This window comes from Actinophytocola sp. NPDC049390, from assembly GCF_044466355.1.
Lineage (GTDB): Bacteria > Actinomycetota > Actinomycetes > Mycobacteriales > Pseudonocardiaceae > Actinophytocola.
Genome location: NZ_JBITMQ010000012.1, coordinates 249421 through 265037 on the forward strand (window position 1 = coordinate 249421; position 15617 = coordinate 265037).

The following is a 15617-nucleotide window of genomic DNA, read 5'->3' on the forward strand; positions in this document are numbered from 1 at the left end:
AGGGCACATGGCCACCGACCAGGTCGAGCTGGTGATCGGCGGCATGACCTGTGCGTCGTGCGCGGCCAGGATCGAGAAGAAGCTCAACCGCATGGACGGCGTCGAGGCGAGCGTCAACTACGCCACCGAGAAGGCCCTGGTCCGCGGCACCGCGGCCACCGAGGACCTCATCGCGACGGTCGAGAAGCTCGGCTACACCGCCGCCCTCCCGGCCCCGCCCAAGGCCGAGGAGCCCGAGGAGCCGCACGACGTCGAGCTGCGGTCGCTGCGCACCCGGTTGCTGGTCGGCGCGGTGCTCACGATCCCGGTCGTGGCGATGTCGATGGTCCAGGCGTTCCAGTTCGAGTACTGGCAGTGGGCGTCGCTCGTGCTCACCGCGCCCGTGGTCGTCTGGGGTGCGCTGCCGTTCCACCGCGCCGCCTGGGTGAACGCCCGGCACGGCGCGGCGACCATGGACACCCTGATCTCCATCGGCACGCTGACCGCGTTCGGGTGGTCGCTGTACGCCCTGTTCCTCGGCACGGCGGGCATCCCCGGCATGGAGCACCCGTTCCGGATCACCATCGAGCGCACCGGCGGCGCCGGGAACATCTACCTCGAGGTCGCCGCGGGCGTCACCACGTTCATCCTCGCGGGCCGCTACTTCGAGGCACGCGCGAAGAGCCGCGCCGGGTCGGCGTTGCGGGCGCTGTTGTCGTTGGGCGTCAAGGACGTCGCCGTGCTGCGCGGCGGGACCGAGACGCGGATCCCCGTCGCGTCGCTCGTGGTCGGTGACCGGTTCGTGGTGCGGCCGGGCGAGAAGATCGCGACGGACGGGGTCGTCGAGGACGGCTCGTCCGCCGTGGACGAGAGCATGCTCACCGGCGAGTCGGTGCCGGTCGAGGTGGCGCCGGGGGCGAACGTGGTCGGCGCGACCGTGAACGTCGGCGGGCGGCTCGTCGTGCTGGCCACCCGCGTCGGCGCGGACACCCAGCTCGCGCGGATGGCGCGGCTCGTCGAGCAGGCGCAGACCGGCAAGGCCCAGGTCCAGCGGCTCGCGGACCGGGTGTCGGCGGTGTTCGTGCCGATCGTGATCGTTCTCGCGTTCGGCACGCTGGGCTTCTGGCTCGGCACGGACGCGACACCGTCGGCGGCGTTCACCGCGGCCGTCGCCGTGCTGATCATCGCGTGCCCGTGCGCGCTGGGCCTCGCGACGCCGACGGCGTTGCTGGTCGGCACCGGCCGGGGCGCGCAGCTGGGCATCCTGATCAAGGGCCCCGAGGTGCTGGAGTCCACGCGCCGGGTCGACACGGTGGTGCTGGACAAGACCGGCACGGTGACCAGCGGTCAGATGTCGCTCGAGGACGTGGTCGTCGCCGACGGCGTCGACGAGGAGACGTTGCTGCGGTACGCGGGCGCGCTGGAGGACGCGTCGGAGCACCCGATCGCGAAGGCCGTGGCGGACGGGGCGCGGGACCGGGTCGGCACGCTGCCCGCCGTGACCGGGTTCGCCGCCCGCGAGGGCCTCGGCGTGCGCGGCACGGTCGACGGCCACGAGGTCGTGGCGGGCCGGGTGGTCGACGGCGACGAGTGGCTGCCCGCGCTGCCGGAGGCGTTGGCGTCCGCCAAGGCCGCCGCCGAGGCCGAGGGGAGGACGACGGTCACAGTCGCGTGGGACGGCTCGGCCCGCGGCCTGCTCGTGGTCGCCGACACGGTCAAGCCGACCAGCGCCGACGCCGTGCGCGGGCTGCGTGCGCTGGGCCTCACACCGATCATGCTCACCGGTGACCACGAGGCCGTCGCCCGCTCCGTGGCGGCGAAGGTCGGCATCGACGAGGTGATCGCCGGGGTCCTGCCCGCCGACAAGGTCGACACCGTCAAGCGGCTCCAGGACGAGGGCCGGGTCGTCGCGATGGTCGGCGACGGTGTCAACGACGCGGCCGCGCTCGCGCAGGCCGACCTGGGGCTCGCGATGGGCACGGGCACGGACGTGGCGATCGAGGCGAGCGACCTGACGCTGGTCCGGGGCGACCTGCGGGCCGCGGCGGACGCGATCCGATTGTCCCGCCGCACCCTCGCGGTGATCAAGGGCAACCTGTTCTGGGCGTTCGCCTACAACGTGGCGGCGATCCCGCTGGCGGCGGCGGGCCTGCTGAACCCGATGCTCGCGGGGCTGACGATGGCCGCCAGCTCGGTGTTCGTGGTGACGAACAGCTTGCGGCTGCGGGGTTTCACGGCTGCGTGACGTAGCCGACCGACAGGCGCCCGTCCGCGTCCCTGGTGATCGCGAGCGACCGGATCGCGGCGGTCAGCATCAGCAGGACGCCGATGTTCTCGCCCAGTTCCTCGGCGTGCAGGACCAGCACGTACAGCGGGCCGCTCTCCCCCTCGGCGACCAGCAGTCCCTGCACGAACTCCATGCCCATGGCGGAGCCGAGCAACAGCGCGAGCCCGGCGACCATGCACCAGCGGGTCACGCCGGTGAGCTTCACGGCGAGCAGCCCGAGCGCGGCCGCGACGGCGAGCCCGGCGAAGATCCCGGGCACGAGCCAGTAACCGGGGAAGCGCTCGAACGTGACCCAGGACTGGCCGACGCGTTCGAGGCGCTCGTGCAGCGACGTGTGGTCGTCGAGCGAGAGCGCCGCGAGCACGGCGGCGGAGACGAACCAGGCGAACTTGAAGCGGGGCGCCAGCACGCCGGTGACCGCGTGCGTGACCGCGGTGAGCGCGAGCAGCGCGGTGCTCCACCAGGTGGGCAGGTTGCCTTCGGAGAAGACGTCGAAGTAGACGCGGATCTCGCCCCGTTCGGTGGTGAGCGGGTGATCGATCAGCGCGGGGATGGCCATGCTCAGGAACGAGAGCGTGACGCTCACGCCGAGCAGCCACCAGCCGACCCGTCTCAACCGCACCGGGGTTTCGATCTGCGCAACCATGCGTTCTCCTCGCGTTCACGTGCAGATTAAAGGGAGGTACGGCATTCGGTGGCTGCGGGTGGCTCCGACGCGGTGACCCGGAGTCGGCGCGATGCACTGTGCTGGAGGGGATCCTTCGGTGCGTGAGTCGCCGGTGGAGTGGCGCCGACGTTCGAGGCGCCACTCCACCGTGACCGGTCAGTCGCCGCTGTCGGCGCTCGCGCCGCTGTTCGCGCTGTCGGCGGCCGGGGGCCGGACCGGGGCGGGGGCCGGGCTGTCCGCCGAGGCCACCACCCGCACGGGCGCCGGGGCCGGGCTGTCCGCCGACGCGGCCACCTTCGCGGGTGCCGGCGCCTTCGCCTTCTGCGGTGCCGGTGCGGCGGGCGAGTCGGCGCTCGCGGCCGCCTTCCCGCCCGGCGAGTCACCCGCGCCCGGCGCGTTGGGCGAGTTCCCCGAGTCGTGGTCCACCTGCACCACCGGCGCGTGCCGCGGGTCGCGCAGTTCCACGTCGTCGGAGGCCATCGCGATGCCGGCGCCCGCGAAGCCCGCCACCCCGATCGTCGCGCCCACCACTACCCACGTGCGCTTGATGTTCATCTACCTCTCCTCTCCCAACCACCGCTCGGCGAGCGCGATCCGCTCGGCCGTCGCGAGTTCCCACCCGGGTTCGGCCACCCGGTGCGGCCCGGTCGCGAGCGACAGCACGACCGCCGCCGTCCGCCGCGCCAGTGCCGACGCGTCCAGGTCCCGTTCGAACCGGGTCCGCAACTCCGGCCCGGGGTGCGTGAGCCCGGGGTTGATCAGTGCGAGCACGTCCAGGTGCGCCAGCAGGCACGCGGCGTCGTCCAGCCGCTCACCCGGCCCCGCCGTGTCGATGTCCAGCAGCCCGGTCACCCGGCCGCCGTCGACCATCACCTGCGCCTCGTAGAAGTCCCCGTGCACCGGCACCGCCGGGCCCTCCGGCGCGTCGTGGTCGACCGCCGCCGCCACCGCGCGGGCCCGGTCGGACAGCGACGGCACGACCGCGGCCACGGTGCCCGCGTAGTGCCCGGCCTTCTGCCCCCACGTACGCCGCGGCGCACCGTCCGCGAGTGCCACCGGCAGGGCGTCCAGCAGTGCCACCACGTCGTCCGCGGGCACGTCCCCGTCACCGGCCAGCAGCGCCGAACGCCACGTCCTGCCCGGCAACGCGGACAGCACCAGCAGCCCGTCCGGCGTCCACCCCAGCGGCACCGGCGTGCACGCACCGGCCGCGCGCCGGTGCAGGTCGTGCACCTGCTCGACCCGGTCCGGCCGCAGCACCTTCACGAACACCGTGCCCGCCGACGTGGTCACCGCCACCACCGCGCGCCGCCGCGGCCGGTACGTCCGCACCGCGAGTCCTGTCAGGGTGCCGAGACCGAGCCGGTCGACGAGCCCGCCCATGCGGACCGGGTCGCACGCCACCGCCAGCCCCGGCAGGTCCGGGTCGAACGGGAACCGCCACACGCCGACCTCGGTCTCGCCGTCGGTCACGCGCAGCACGCCGTCCGGCACCCGGCCGGCGGCCGCGCCGAACGTCTCGGCCGTGACCGTCCCGTCCGGCCACTCGACCCGCGCCGCGTACGACACCGTCGTGTGGTCGTGGTCGACCTGCGTCACCGACCAGTCGAGCGGGGCCCGGCCGAGTACCGCGGCCAGCAGGTCACCCGCGTCCGGTCCGGACAGCAGCTCCAGTTCCGTGCTCACACCAATGACTCTGGTCGCCGGACGTGACACCAACCTGAGTCGTCGATGAAGAGGCTTTCACCTGCCGACCGCGTACCCCATGCCACGCACGGTGGTGATCCGGTCCGCGCCGAGCTTGCGGCGCAGCGCCCGCACGTACACGTCGACGATGTTGGAGCCGGGGTCGAAGTCGTACCCCCACACGTGCGACAGGATCTGCTCACGCGACAGCACCTGCCCCGGGTGCCGCAGGAACAGCTCCAGCAACGTGAACTCGCGTGCGGTCAGGTCGACCGTCTGGTCACCGACGCGGGCGCGGCGGGTGCGCAGGTCCAGCGACAGGCCCTCGGCGGCGAGCACGGTCGGTTCGACGGCGTGGTCGGAGCCACGCAGCCGCAACCGGACCCGGGCGAGCAGCTCCTCGAACCGGAACGGCTTGGTAACGTAGTCGTCCGCGCCGCCCTCCAGCCCGGCCACCGTGTCCCGCACGGAGTCGCGTGCGGTCAGGATGATCACGGGGATGGCCACGCGGGCGTCTCGGATGGCGCGCAGCACGGCGAACCCGTCCATGTCGGGCAGGCCGAGGTCGAGGATCAGCAGGTCGGTCCCGCCCGCGCACGCGTGGTCGATCGCGCCGCGGCCGTCGGACACCACGGTGGTCGTGAACCCGTTGGCGGACAGTCCTTTGCGGACGAACGACGCGATGCGTTCCTCGTCCTCGGCGATCAGTATGCGGTGCACGGTTCTCCTGACGGTAGCTCGATGCCGAACGTGGCGCCCTCGCCCGGCGTGGAGAGCAGTACGACCCGTCCATGATGCGCCTCCGCGATCGCGCGCACGATCGCAAGCCCCAGGCCGGCGCCGCCGCGGTGTCCGGGAGTGCTGCCGCGCTGGAACCGATCGAAGATCGCCTCCCGGTCCGCTTCCGGTACGCCCGGCCCGGTGTCGGTGACCCAGAACGACACCCGCCCGTCCCGCAACGCGGACCCGACCAGCACCCGGTCGCCGTCGCGGGTGTGCTGCACGGCGTTGTGCGCGAGCGCCACCACGGCCTGCGTGACGCGCTGTGGGTCGACGTGGACGGTGCCGGTGCCGATGCCGTCGAGGCGCCAGTCCCGGTCGCCGAGCGCGCGGACCTTCGCGTCGACGTCGCTGGTCAGCTCGGCCAGCTCCACCGGTTGTGGCCGCACGAAGTCGGACCGTTCGGCCTTCGCGAGCAGCAGCAGGTCGTCGACTATGCGGGCCATGCGGTCCAGCTCGTCGGTGCAGATCCGCACGACCGACGGGAGGTCGTCGGGCTCGGCCAGCTCGAGGTGGCCGCGGACGATCGTGATCGGTGTGCGCAGCTCGTGGCTCGCGTCGTCGAGGAACCGCCGCTGTGTCGCGAACGCCTGCTCCAGGCGGTCGAGCATGGCGTTGAACTGCTCGGCCAACGCGGCGATGTCGTCCTTGCCGTGCACGGGGATGCGGCGGGTGAGGTCCTGTTCGGTGATCTGCGCGGCGGTCTGGCGGACCAGCCGGACGGGCGCGAGGATCTGCCCGGCCACGACCCACGCGGCGACACCGGCGAACACGAGCCCGGCGAGGCAGACGTAGGCGAGCGTGCGGACCGTGGCGTCCACTTCGGCCAGGTCGCGGTCGACGAGGTAGCCGATGACGAACACGCCACGCCCGCCGTCCCCTTCCTCCACGACGACCTTCGCCCAGTGCACCCGGCTGTCCACACCGGACGCGAACGGGGTCGCGAGGATGCGGTCGAGCACGGCCGCGTCGAGTGCTCCGCCGCCTTCCTGGCGCAGTGTCGTGCCGCCGTCGCGGGGGACCCAGCCGACGAGGATCTCGTCGTCGTCCGGGAACTGCCGGGCGAGGTGGTGGACCAGCAGGGCCTCGGCGCTGTCGAAGCGCTGGTTCCGCTCGTCCACCCCGCCCTTCGCGACCTCGGTGAACTCCTGCGCCTCCTGCTGGAGCGCCGAGCTGACGTGGTCGTGCGCCTGCTGGCGGAGCAGGTTGCGGGTGACGAGGCAGACCGCGGCCAGCACCACCGCCATCAACAGCAAGAGCCAGCACATGATCCGCACACGGGCGGGGACGGCACGGCGGCGCTCAGTCGTCGTCATCGCCGCCACCGTCATCGTCGTCGTCGTCACCGTGGACCGGTGGCACGTGCGGCACGACGGTGGTGGCGGGCGGGGGTTTCGCGGTCGTCCTCGGCGGCGCTGTCGTGGTCGTCGGTGGGGTCGTGGTGGTGGCCGGTGGCGCCGGGTTCTCCTCGCCGATGCGGACGACCGAGGGGACCGTCGGCGCCTGCGGGTCCCCGGCCAGCACGTAGCTGGCCAGCGCGGCACCCAGCGGCAGGCACACCGCCGCTGTCAGCACCACCGTCCGGGAGGTGAACCGCATGTCCCCACTGTCGGGGCGCGACGGACGCGCCCAGGTGAGGAGAAGATGAGAGTTTCTTCATGCGGGTGGCTCACCGTGCGTCGGCGAGCCACCCGCACGCGATCAGCTGCCCTTGGCCCGCCGGATCGTGTCCCGGTACCAGAGGGCGCTCTGCTTCGGGGTCCGCACCTGGGTCTCGTAGTCCACGTGCACCAGCCCGAAACGCTTCGCGTAGCCGTACGACCACTCGAAGTTGTCCATCAGCGACCACGCGAAGTAGCCGCGCACGTCCGCGCCCTGCTGCCGGGCCGCCGCCACCGCCGCGAGGTGCGACGACAGGTAGCCGGTGCGGTCGTGGTCGGCGACGTACCCGGACGGGTCCGGCTCGTCGTCGAACGCGGCACCGTTCTCGGTGATCACCAGCGGGGTGCCGGGGTACTCCCGCGACAGCCGCACGAGCAGCTCGGTGAAGCCCTCCGGCACGATCTCCCAGTCCATCGCGGTCACGGGGCGGCCGAGCGGCACGTTCACCGTGATCGGGTTGCCATCGTCGTCCTCGGTGCGGCCCGCGGCGTCGACACCGGTGAAGCGGTGGGACGAGTAGTAGTTCACGCCGAGCACGTCGATGGGCTCGCTGATGATCGCGAGGTCGCCGTCGACCACCGGCAGCTTGATCCCGCGTACGGACAGGTCGTCGACGATGTCGCCCGGGTACTGGCCGCGCAGCAGCGGGTCGAGGTAGACGCGGGCACCGAGACCGTCGGCCCGCCGCGCCGCCTCCTGGTCGGCGAGGCTCTCCGACGCCGCCATCGCGGTGCCCATGTTCAGGGTGATGCCCAGCTCGATCGGCTCGGTCGCGGCAGCCCGCATCCGCTGTGCGGCCAGGCCGTGGCCGAGCAGCAGGTGGTGCACGGCGTCCATGGCGTCGGCGAAGTTCTGCCGCCCGGGGGCCTGGCGGCCCTCGTAGTAGCCGAGCATCGCCGAGCACCACGGCTCGTTGAGCGTGGTCCAGGTGCGGACGCGGTCGGACAGCCGGTCGAACACCAGCATCGCGTAGTCGGCGAACCGGTACGCGGTGTCCCGCTCCGGCCAGCCACCCTTGTCCTCCAGGGCCTGCGGCAGGTCCCAGTGGTAGAGCGTGACCCACGGGTCGATGCCCGTGCGCAGCAGCTCGTCGACGAGCCGGTCGTAGAACGCGAGCCCCTTCTCGTTCGCCGGGCCGGTGCCGTCCGCCTGGATCCGGGGCCACGCCACGGAGAACCGGTACACGTCCACGCCCAGCGAGGAGATCAGCGCCACGTCCTGCGGCATCCGGTGGTAGTGGTCGCACGCCACGTCACCGTTCTCGCCGCCCTCCACCATGCCCGGTGTGCGGCAGTAGGTGTCCCAGATGGACACACCACGGCCGTCCTCGTCGTAGGCCCCCTCGATCTGGTAGGCGGAGGTCGCCACCCCCCACCGGAAGTCCGACGGCAGGCTCGCGATCAGCTCCGCCTCTGCCTCGACGTCTGTCCCATCCCCCCGTGCCACCGTGGTATCCAAGAGATCCATCCTCCGTAATCTCAGGTGTTGACCTTCTCCACCGAATGCAGCCAGCAGGCCACCGTCCGGTTGCTCGCATCCTCGGGCGCCGACAGGGTCGGCGACCGGTCGGCGCACGGCTCGAACGCCTGGGGACAGCGGGGATGGAACGCACACCCCGACGGCATCGCACGCAGGTCCGGCGGCGAGCCGGGGATGCCGGTCAGCTCCCGGCGCGGCCCCCGCAACGCCGGGAACGAGTGCAGCAGGCCGTCGCTGTACGGGTGCAGCGACTCCCGGTAGAGGTCGTGCGCGGGTGCGGCTTCGACGATGCTGCCGCCGTACATGATCGCGATCCGGTCGGAGAACTCGACCAGCAGCGACAGGTCGTGCGTGATGAACAGGACCGAGAACCCGATCCGTTCCCGCAGCTCGACCAGCTGGGCGAGGATCTGCCGCTGCATCACCACGTCCAGCGCGGTGGTCGGCTCGTCCATCACCACCACGCGCGGCTCCAGCGCGAGCGCCATCGCGATCATCACGCGCTGGCGCATGCCGCCGGAGAGCTGGTGCGGGTAGCTACCCAGCCGGTCGGCGTTGATGCCGACGAGCTTCAGCAGGTCCTTCGCGCGGGCACGTTGCGCGGCCCGGCTGGTCCTCGGCTCGTGCGCGGCGATCACGTCGCACAGCTGGGCGGCGATCGTGTGCACGGGGTTGAGCGAGTTCATCGCGCCCTGGAACACGATCGAGATCTCCGACCAGCGGAAGCGGCGCAGCTTCGCGGTCGACAGTGTCATCAGGTCCATGGGTTCGCCGTCGCGTGGGTGGTACAGCACCTGCCCGCCGGTGATCACGCCCGGCGGCGGCAGGAGCCGCAGCATCCCGTACGCCAGGGTGGACTTCCCGCTGCCGCTCTCGCCCGCCAGGCCGAGGACCTCGCCGCGGTGGAGCGTGAGGCTGACGTCCCGGACCGCGTGCACGGCCTCGTCGCCGAGGCCGTAGTGCACGTTCAGGTTCCTGATCTCCAGCACGGGCTCAGTCATTGCCCGCCCCCTTCACCACGGGCGTGAAACCGACCCGCATCTTCACGCCGCGGACCGTGCTGCTGGTGCGCAGCCGCGGGTTGACGTACTCGTCGATGCCGAAGTTCAGCAGCGCCAACCCGGTGCCGAGCAACGCGATCGCGACGCCCGGCGGCACGAACCACCACCACGCGCCCTGCGCGAGCGCCTGCTGGCTCTGCGCCCAGAACAGGATCGCGCCCCAGTTCCACTCGGACACCCCGGGCACGCCGATGAACGCGAGCGTGATCTCCGACAGCACCGCGAAGATCACCGTGCCGATGAAGCTCGCCGCGATGACGGCGGTCAGGTTCGGCAGGATCTCGAACCCGATGATCCGCCACGTCGACTCGCCGGTCGCGCGGGCCGCCTCGACGTAGTCCCGCCGCCGCAGCGACAGCGTCTGCGCACGCAGCACGCGGGCGCCCCACGCCCAGGACGTGCACCCGATGACCAGCGCGATCGTCATGTCGTCGGTGTCCGGCAGCGACAGCGTGATGATCAGGATCAGCGGCAGCGCCGGGATCACCAGGAACACGTTCGACAACGCGGACAGCCCCTCGGAGCTGACACCTGTCAGGTAACCGGAGGTCACGCCGATCAGCACGGCCAGCACCGTCGCGACGACGCCGGCGACGATCCCGACGAGCATGACGCTGCGGGAGCCGTCGAGCATCTGGCTGAACAGGTCCTGGCCGAGGTGGGTGGTGCCGAACCAGTGGTCGCCGTTGGGGGAGACCAGCAGCGCTTCGCCGCGTTCGCCGGGGTCGTAGGGCGCGAGCACCGGCCCGAAGATCGCGAGCAGGCAGAAGAAACCGAAGATGGCCATCCCGGCGCGGGCCTTGCGGTTGCCGAGGAACCGGGAGCGGCGGCGCCTGACCGGAGCGGCGGGCGGGACGGCCGTCATGACGTCCGCGGTGGGCAGTGCCACGGCTCAGCCCTCCTTCCTGGTGCGCGGGTCCAGCAGGAGGTAGATCAGGTCCGCGAACAGGTTCGCGACCAGCACCGACAGCGTGATGATCAGGAAGATGCCCTGCACCAGCGGGTAGTCCTTCGCGCCGACCGCCTGGAACAGCTGGAACCCGACGCCGGGGTAGGAGAACACGATCTCCACCAGCAGGGTGCCGCCGACGATCAGGCCGAGGGAGAGCGCGAACCCGGACACGTTCGGCAGCAGCGCGTTGCGTGCCGCGTAGCCGATCATCACGCGGCGCTCGGAGAGGCCCTTGGCGTGCGCGACGGTGATGTAGTCCTCGGAGGAGACCGTCAGCATCATGTTGCGCATCGACAGGACCCAGCCGCTTATCGACGAGATCAGGATCGTGATCGCGGGCAGGAGGCTGTGGTAGACCGCGCTCCACACGAAGTCCATGTCCCAGCTGGGCACGACGCCGGGGTCGTAGCCACCTGACGACGGGAAGGGACCGCCCGCGTCGGCGAGCAGCGTGATCGCGATGAGGCCGAGCCAGAAGTAGGGGATGGACGACAGGAACGTCGTCACCGGCATCAGCATGTCCGCCCACGAGCCGCGCCACCAGCCGGCGAGCACGCCCATGAACGTGCCGAGCAGGAAGGAGATGACGGTCGTCAGGCCGACCAGCCCGAGCGTCCACGGCAGCGAGTCGGACAGCACCTCGGACACCGGGGTCGGGAAGAACGTGAACGACAGGCCGAGATCGCCGCGGAACAGCTGGCCCAGGTAGTCGACGTACTGCTCGACGATGCTCCTGTCGGTGTCCAGCCCGAAGAGGATGTACAGCGACTGGATCGCGTTCGCGTCGAGCTGGCCGCGTGAGCGGGCGATCAGCGCCTGGACCGGGTCGCCCGGGATGAGCCTCGGCAGGAAGAAGTTGATGGTGATCGCGGCCCACGCGGTGAACACGTAGAACCCGATGCGGCGCAGGAGATAACCCATGTCAGGTTCCCTCCACCGTGTTCTTGTCGTACAGCCAGCACGCCGCCCAGTGCGGACCGTCGCCGTTGGACTCCACGGCCAGCCGGGGCGGCGCCTCGACCCGGCACCGTGCCATCGCGTGGGGGCAGCGCGGGTGGAACCGGCACCCCGTGGGCGGCTCGATCAGGCTCGGCGGCTCGCCGCCACCCACGTCCGCGACCTCCGTCTCCGCGCCCGCGATCCGGTCCGGGTCGGGTGCGGACGCGATCAGCAGCCGCGTGTACGGGTGCGCGGCGTGCTGCGTCACCGCCTCGCCGCTGCCGCCCTCGACGACCTGCCCCGCGTACATCACCAGTACCTCGTCGGCGAAGTACCGCGCCGACGCGATGTCGTGCGTGATGTACAGGATCGCGAGGTTGAGCCGGTCCCGCAGGTCCCGCAACAGGTTCAGCACGCCGAGCCGGATCGACACGTCCAACATGGACACCGGTTCGTCGGCGAGCAGCGCCTCCGGGCCGGCCGCGAGCGCGCGGGCGATCGCGACCCGCTGCCGCTGCCCGCCGGACAGCTCGTGCGGGAACTTCGCGAGGAACCGTTCGGGCGGCGTCAGTGCCACCCGCGTGAGCAGCTCCTCGGCCGTGGTGTCGCTGCCGTGGATCCTCAGCGCGCGCGTGAGGTGGTAGCGCACGGTGTGGACCGGGTTCAGCGACGCGAACGGGTCCTGGAACACCATCTGGACACGGCGGCAGTAGGCGCGGAACCGGCGGCCCCTGGCCCGCACCGGTTCGCCGTGCAACAGGACCTGGCCGTCGGTCTGGTGGATGAGCTGCGCCATCAGCCGTGCCACGGTCGACTTGCCGGACCCCGACTCGCCGACCATCGCGGTGACCCGGCCCTCGCGCAGCACGAAGTCGACGTGCTCGACGGCGTGGACCGCCCGCCGCGGCGCGAACAGCGTCCGCAGCCTGCGGCGGATCGGGAAGTGCTTGGTGAGGCCCACCGCCTCCAGCACCACGTCGGTGGCACTGGGGGCGGTGGGCTTTGTGCTCGCCGTCATGAGGTCACGAGGCCGGCTTCAGGTGCAGGATGATGTCGAGCGCGTTCGGCTGCGTCGGCTGGGCGGGCGCGTACTGGTCGTTCTCGTCGGGCCAGCCGACCCAGTTCTTGGTGCTGTACTCACCACCCGCGTTGGCCGCGCCGGTGATCAGGACGGGCGCCTGCTCGACGTAGATCCGCTGCAGCTCGTCCATCGCCTCCTTGCGGACCTGCTCGTCGGCGGCGTTGGCGTACTGGTTGAGCGCCTCGGTCGCGTCGGCGTTGCGGAACCGGCCCCAGTTGCCGTTCACACCGGACGTGCCGGCCGGCTTGTACAGCGCACCGTCCATGATGGACTGGTAGAGGTCGTACGGGGTGGCGCCGTTGTTGGTCCAGTGCATGGCGGCCTCGAACTGGCCGGTGTCGACGTTGGTGGTCCAGGTGTCCTGGTTGGCCTTGTCGACGGTGGCCGCGATGCCGATGTCGGAGAAGTTGTCCTTCAGGATCTCCAGCGTGGTGATGTAGTCCGACCAGCCGGCCGGGTTCGACATCGTGAGCTTGACCGGCTTGCCCGTCTTGTCGAGCAGCGTCTCGCCCTGGTAGGTGTACCCGTTGTCCGTCAGGAGCTTCTTCGCGCCCTCGACGTCGACCGTGAACTCCTGGCCCTTGAACTCGTCGGCGAGGAACGCGTCACCGGCCGGGGTCGGGATGCCCGTGACGTTCTTGATCTCCGGGTAGAAGTAGCCCGCCTCGCCCTGCATGAACACGTCGTTGCGGTTGATCACCATGTTCATCGCGCGACGCAGGACCGGATCGTCGAACGGCTTCAGCTCGGTGTTGAGGAACAGGCCGTGCGCGGCCAGCACCGGCGGGAACCACAGCTTGTGGTGCTCCGGGTTCTTGTCGACGTAGACGGCCTTGTAGTTGGAGATGAACGTGAACGCCCACTCCGACGAGCCGTTCGCGAGGGCGGTGGTCTGCGCGTTGTTGTCGTTGTACGACGTGTAGCGCAGCTCCTTGACCTGCGGCAGGTCCTGCCAGTACGCGTCGCGCACGGTCAGCGTGACGGTCTGCGGCGTGAACGACTTGAGCGTGTACGGGCCGGAGCCGACGGGGTCCTTCACGGTGTCGGTGGCCGGGTCGGCCATCTTCGACCACAGGTGCTCGGGCACCATCGGGGTCTGGGTGAGGATGTCCATCTGGTTCACGAACTGCGAGTTCGTGAAGGTCACGGTCACCTTGTTGCCGTTGGCGGTCGCGTCGGCGTAGGGGATGGCGTTGATGTTCAGCGCCGGGGTGTTCTTCAGCAGCGTGAACGTGTAGGCGACGTCCGCGCCGGTCAGCGGCCGCCCGTCGGACCACTTCGCGTTGTCGCGGATGGTCAGCTCGAGCTTGCGGTAGTTGTCCGACCACGTCCACTCGCTCGCGAGCCAGGGCTTGCCCTCCTCGGCCGGCTTGACCTGGTTGGTCATGACGAGCGGCTCGTAGAGCGCCCAGCGGTAGCCCAGCGAGCTGCTCGAGCTGGACGGCAGGAACGGGTTGTGGTTCTCCGTCTGCGGGCCGTTGGGCATGCCGATGTTCAGCACACCGCCGGCGTTGCCGCCGCCGCCCGTCTTGCCATCGCCACAGGCCGCCAGACCGGCGGTGAGCAGTAACGCCGCGGCGACCGCCACGGCCTTTCGCCTGAGTCGCATGGAACCGGACTCCTTTGTCGGGGAAAGGGATCGCGAGCGTGCACGCTGCCTGTTGGCTCGGAGTCAACCGGGTGAGCCGGGTCACGTCAATAACGGACAGGTAACGAACTTAGCCTTATTTAAAGACGCGAATAAAGTCTGCGCATGAACTATCGTGCTGGCTCGTTAGGCTGACGCGACCAGGTCGGGAGAGGACGGTGCCCATGCAGCCGAGACGTGCGACGGTCCGTGACCTGCGCAGGCGCAACCGGTCGACGCTGCTGTCCACGCTCTTCTTCGAGGGACCGCTCTCCCGGCACGAGCTGGGCGGCCTGACGGGTCTCTCGGCGGCGACCGTGAGCAACGTGGTCGGCGAGATGATCGACGACGGCCTGGTGATCGAGGCCGGGCTGGTCGAGTCGGACGGCGGCCGCCCCCGCGTGCTCCTGCGGGTCAACCCCGCGTACGGGCACGTGGTCGGCATCGACGTGGGCGAGACCGGCGTGACCATGGAGCTGTTCGACCTGTCGATGACCCGCCTCGCCACGGTCGACCGGCCGCTGGCAAGCCCGCAACCGGACGTCGCGCTGGTCGGTGAGATCATCGCGGCGGGCTTCGGCGCGCTGCTCGCGGAGGCCGGGGTGGCGGAGTCGTCGCTGCTGGGCGTCGGCATCGGCGTGCCGGGCACGGTCGAGCAGGGCGACACGATCCGCGTGCACGCCCAGACCATCGGGTGGGACGGGGTCGCGCTCGCGGATCTGGTTCATCACCACGGGATCACGGTGCCCGTGTTCGTGGAGAACGGCGCGAAGACGCAGGGGCAGGCGGAGATGTGGTTCGGCGCCGGGCGCGGCGCCCGGCACGCGGTGATCGCGTTGATCGGGTCCGGGATAGGAGCCACGGTGATCACCGACGGCACGACGTACCGGGGCGCGACGAGCAGCGCGGGGGAGTGGGGGCACACCACGCTGTCCTACGGTGGCCGCCTGTGCCGGTGTGGGGCGATGGGCTGCCTCGAGGCGTACGTTGGCGCCGAGGGGATCCTCGACCGGTTCCGGAAAGCCCGTGGCGGCAAGGCGATCCCGCGTACCGACGAACAGTCCCAACTGGACTTCCTGCTGTCCTCGGTGGACCGTTCCGACATCGCGGCGGCCGTCGTGGAGGAGACCGTCGGCTACCTCGGTGCCGGCATCGCTAACCTCGTTAACCTGTTCAACCCGGAGCGGATCGTGCTCGGCGGGTGGGCGGGCATGGCGCTGGGTGCGCGGCTGCTGCCCGAGATCCGCACCGCCACGGCCGCCCACGCCCTGCGGCACGCCTACGAGCAGACCTCGATCGTCCTCTGTGAGCTCGGCCCGGACGCGGTGGCCGTCGGCGCGGCCACCCTGCCGGTTGAGGCGCTGCTGAGCCTGGGGACGGACCCGCGAGTCCGTCCCCAGGCGTCCGCGCTGTAGTC

14 protein-coding genes are annotated in these 15617 nt (G+C 71.0%); 2 read left to right on the plus strand and 12 right to left on the minus strand.

The genetic code is table 11. The features are described from left to right. Positions 1-7 precede the first annotated feature (7 nt). Positions 8-2224 carry a heavy metal translocating P-type ATPase gene (locus ACIBVP_RS30890; RefSeq protein ID WP_396109899.1) on the plus strand — a complete coding sequence of 739 codons (2217 nt, stop codon included), beginning with the start codon at positions 8-10 and terminating at the stop codon, positions 2222-2224. Here the strand turns inward: ACIBVP_RS30890 and ACIBVP_RS30895 are convergent. From ACIBVP_RS30895 to ACIBVP_RS30950, 12 genes are all read right to left on the minus strand, one after another. Beyond that, complete coding sequence (locus ACIBVP_RS30895; protein ID WP_396109900.1) at positions 2211-2912, minus strand: hypothetical protein; 702 nt, start codon at positions 2910-2912, stop codon at positions 2211-2213. The two genes, ACIBVP_RS30890 and ACIBVP_RS30895, sit on opposite strands and share 14 nt — an antisense overlap. Positions 2913-3089: 177 nt before the next feature. Continuing rightward, positions 3090-3488 (minus strand): hypothetical protein, encoded by a 399-nt coding sequence (locus ACIBVP_RS30900; protein ID WP_396109901.1) that lies wholly within the window; start codon positions 3486-3488, stop codon positions 3090-3092. Further along, positions 3489-4619, minus strand: a complete 1131-nt coding sequence (locus ACIBVP_RS30905; RefSeq protein WP_396109902.1) for a phosphotransferase — start codon at positions 4617-4619, stop codon at positions 3489-3491. 57 nt (positions 4620-4676) lie between these two features. Then, positions 4677-5339 carry a response regulator transcription factor gene (locus tag ACIBVP_RS30910; protein WP_396109903.1) on the minus strand — a complete coding sequence of 221 codons (663 nt, stop codon included), beginning with the start codon at positions 5337-5339 and terminating at the stop codon, positions 4677-4679. Further along, the gene (locus ACIBVP_RS30915) at positions 5324-6715 is read right to left on the minus strand and encodes a sensor histidine kinase (protein WP_396109904.1); all 1392 of its coding nucleotides are present in this window, start codon (positions 6713-6715) and stop codon (positions 5324-5326) included. Before ACIBVP_RS30915 ends, ACIBVP_RS30910 begins: the two co-directional genes overlap by 16 nt. Then, entirely contained in the window at positions 6702-6998 is a 297-nt protein-coding gene (locus ACIBVP_RS30920) for a hypothetical protein (protein ID WP_396109905.1), read from the minus strand. The genes ACIBVP_RS30915 and ACIBVP_RS30920 overlap by 14 nt, the downstream gene beginning before the upstream one ends. A gap of 102 nt (positions 6999-7100) precedes the next feature. Continuing rightward, positions 7101-8528 carry a GH1 family beta-glucosidase gene (locus ACIBVP_RS30925; RefSeq protein WP_396109906.1) on the minus strand — a complete coding sequence of 476 codons (1428 nt, stop codon included), beginning with the start codon at positions 8526-8528 and terminating at the stop codon, positions 7101-7103. 11 nt (positions 8529-8539) lie between these two features. Continuing rightward, a complete protein-coding gene (locus ACIBVP_RS30930) occupies positions 8540-9541 on the minus strand; it encodes an ABC transporter ATP-binding protein (RefSeq protein ID WP_396109907.1) in 1002 nt (333 codons plus the stop codon). Then, a complete protein-coding gene (locus ACIBVP_RS30935; protein WP_396109908.1) occupies positions 9534-10490 on the minus strand; it encodes an ABC transporter permease in 957 nt (318 codons plus the stop codon). Before ACIBVP_RS30935 ends, ACIBVP_RS30930 begins: the two co-directional genes overlap by 8 nt. A gap of 3 nt (positions 10491-10493) precedes the next feature. Further along, positions 10494-11474, minus strand: a complete 981-nt coding sequence (locus ACIBVP_RS30940) for an ABC transporter permease (RefSeq protein WP_396109909.1) — start codon at positions 11472-11474, stop codon at positions 10494-10496. Between the two features lies 1 nt (position 11475). Continuing rightward, positions 11476-12510, minus strand: a complete 1035-nt coding sequence (locus tag ACIBVP_RS30945; protein WP_396109910.1) for an ABC transporter ATP-binding protein — start codon at positions 12508-12510, stop codon at positions 11476-11478. A 4-nt stretch (positions 12511-12514) separates the two neighbouring features. Next, a complete protein-coding gene (locus ACIBVP_RS30950) occupies positions 12515-14182 on the minus strand; it encodes an ABC transporter substrate-binding protein (RefSeq protein WP_396109911.1) in 1668 nt (555 codons plus the stop codon). Between the two features lie 203 nt (positions 14183-14385). On the opposite strand from ACIBVP_RS30950, the gene ACIBVP_RS30955 reads away from it, so the two are divergent. After that, entirely contained in the window at positions 14386-15615 is a 1230-nt protein-coding gene (locus ACIBVP_RS30955; RefSeq protein ID WP_396109912.1) for an ROK family protein, read from the plus strand. The last annotated feature ends 2 nt before the right edge of the window (positions 15616-15617 follow it).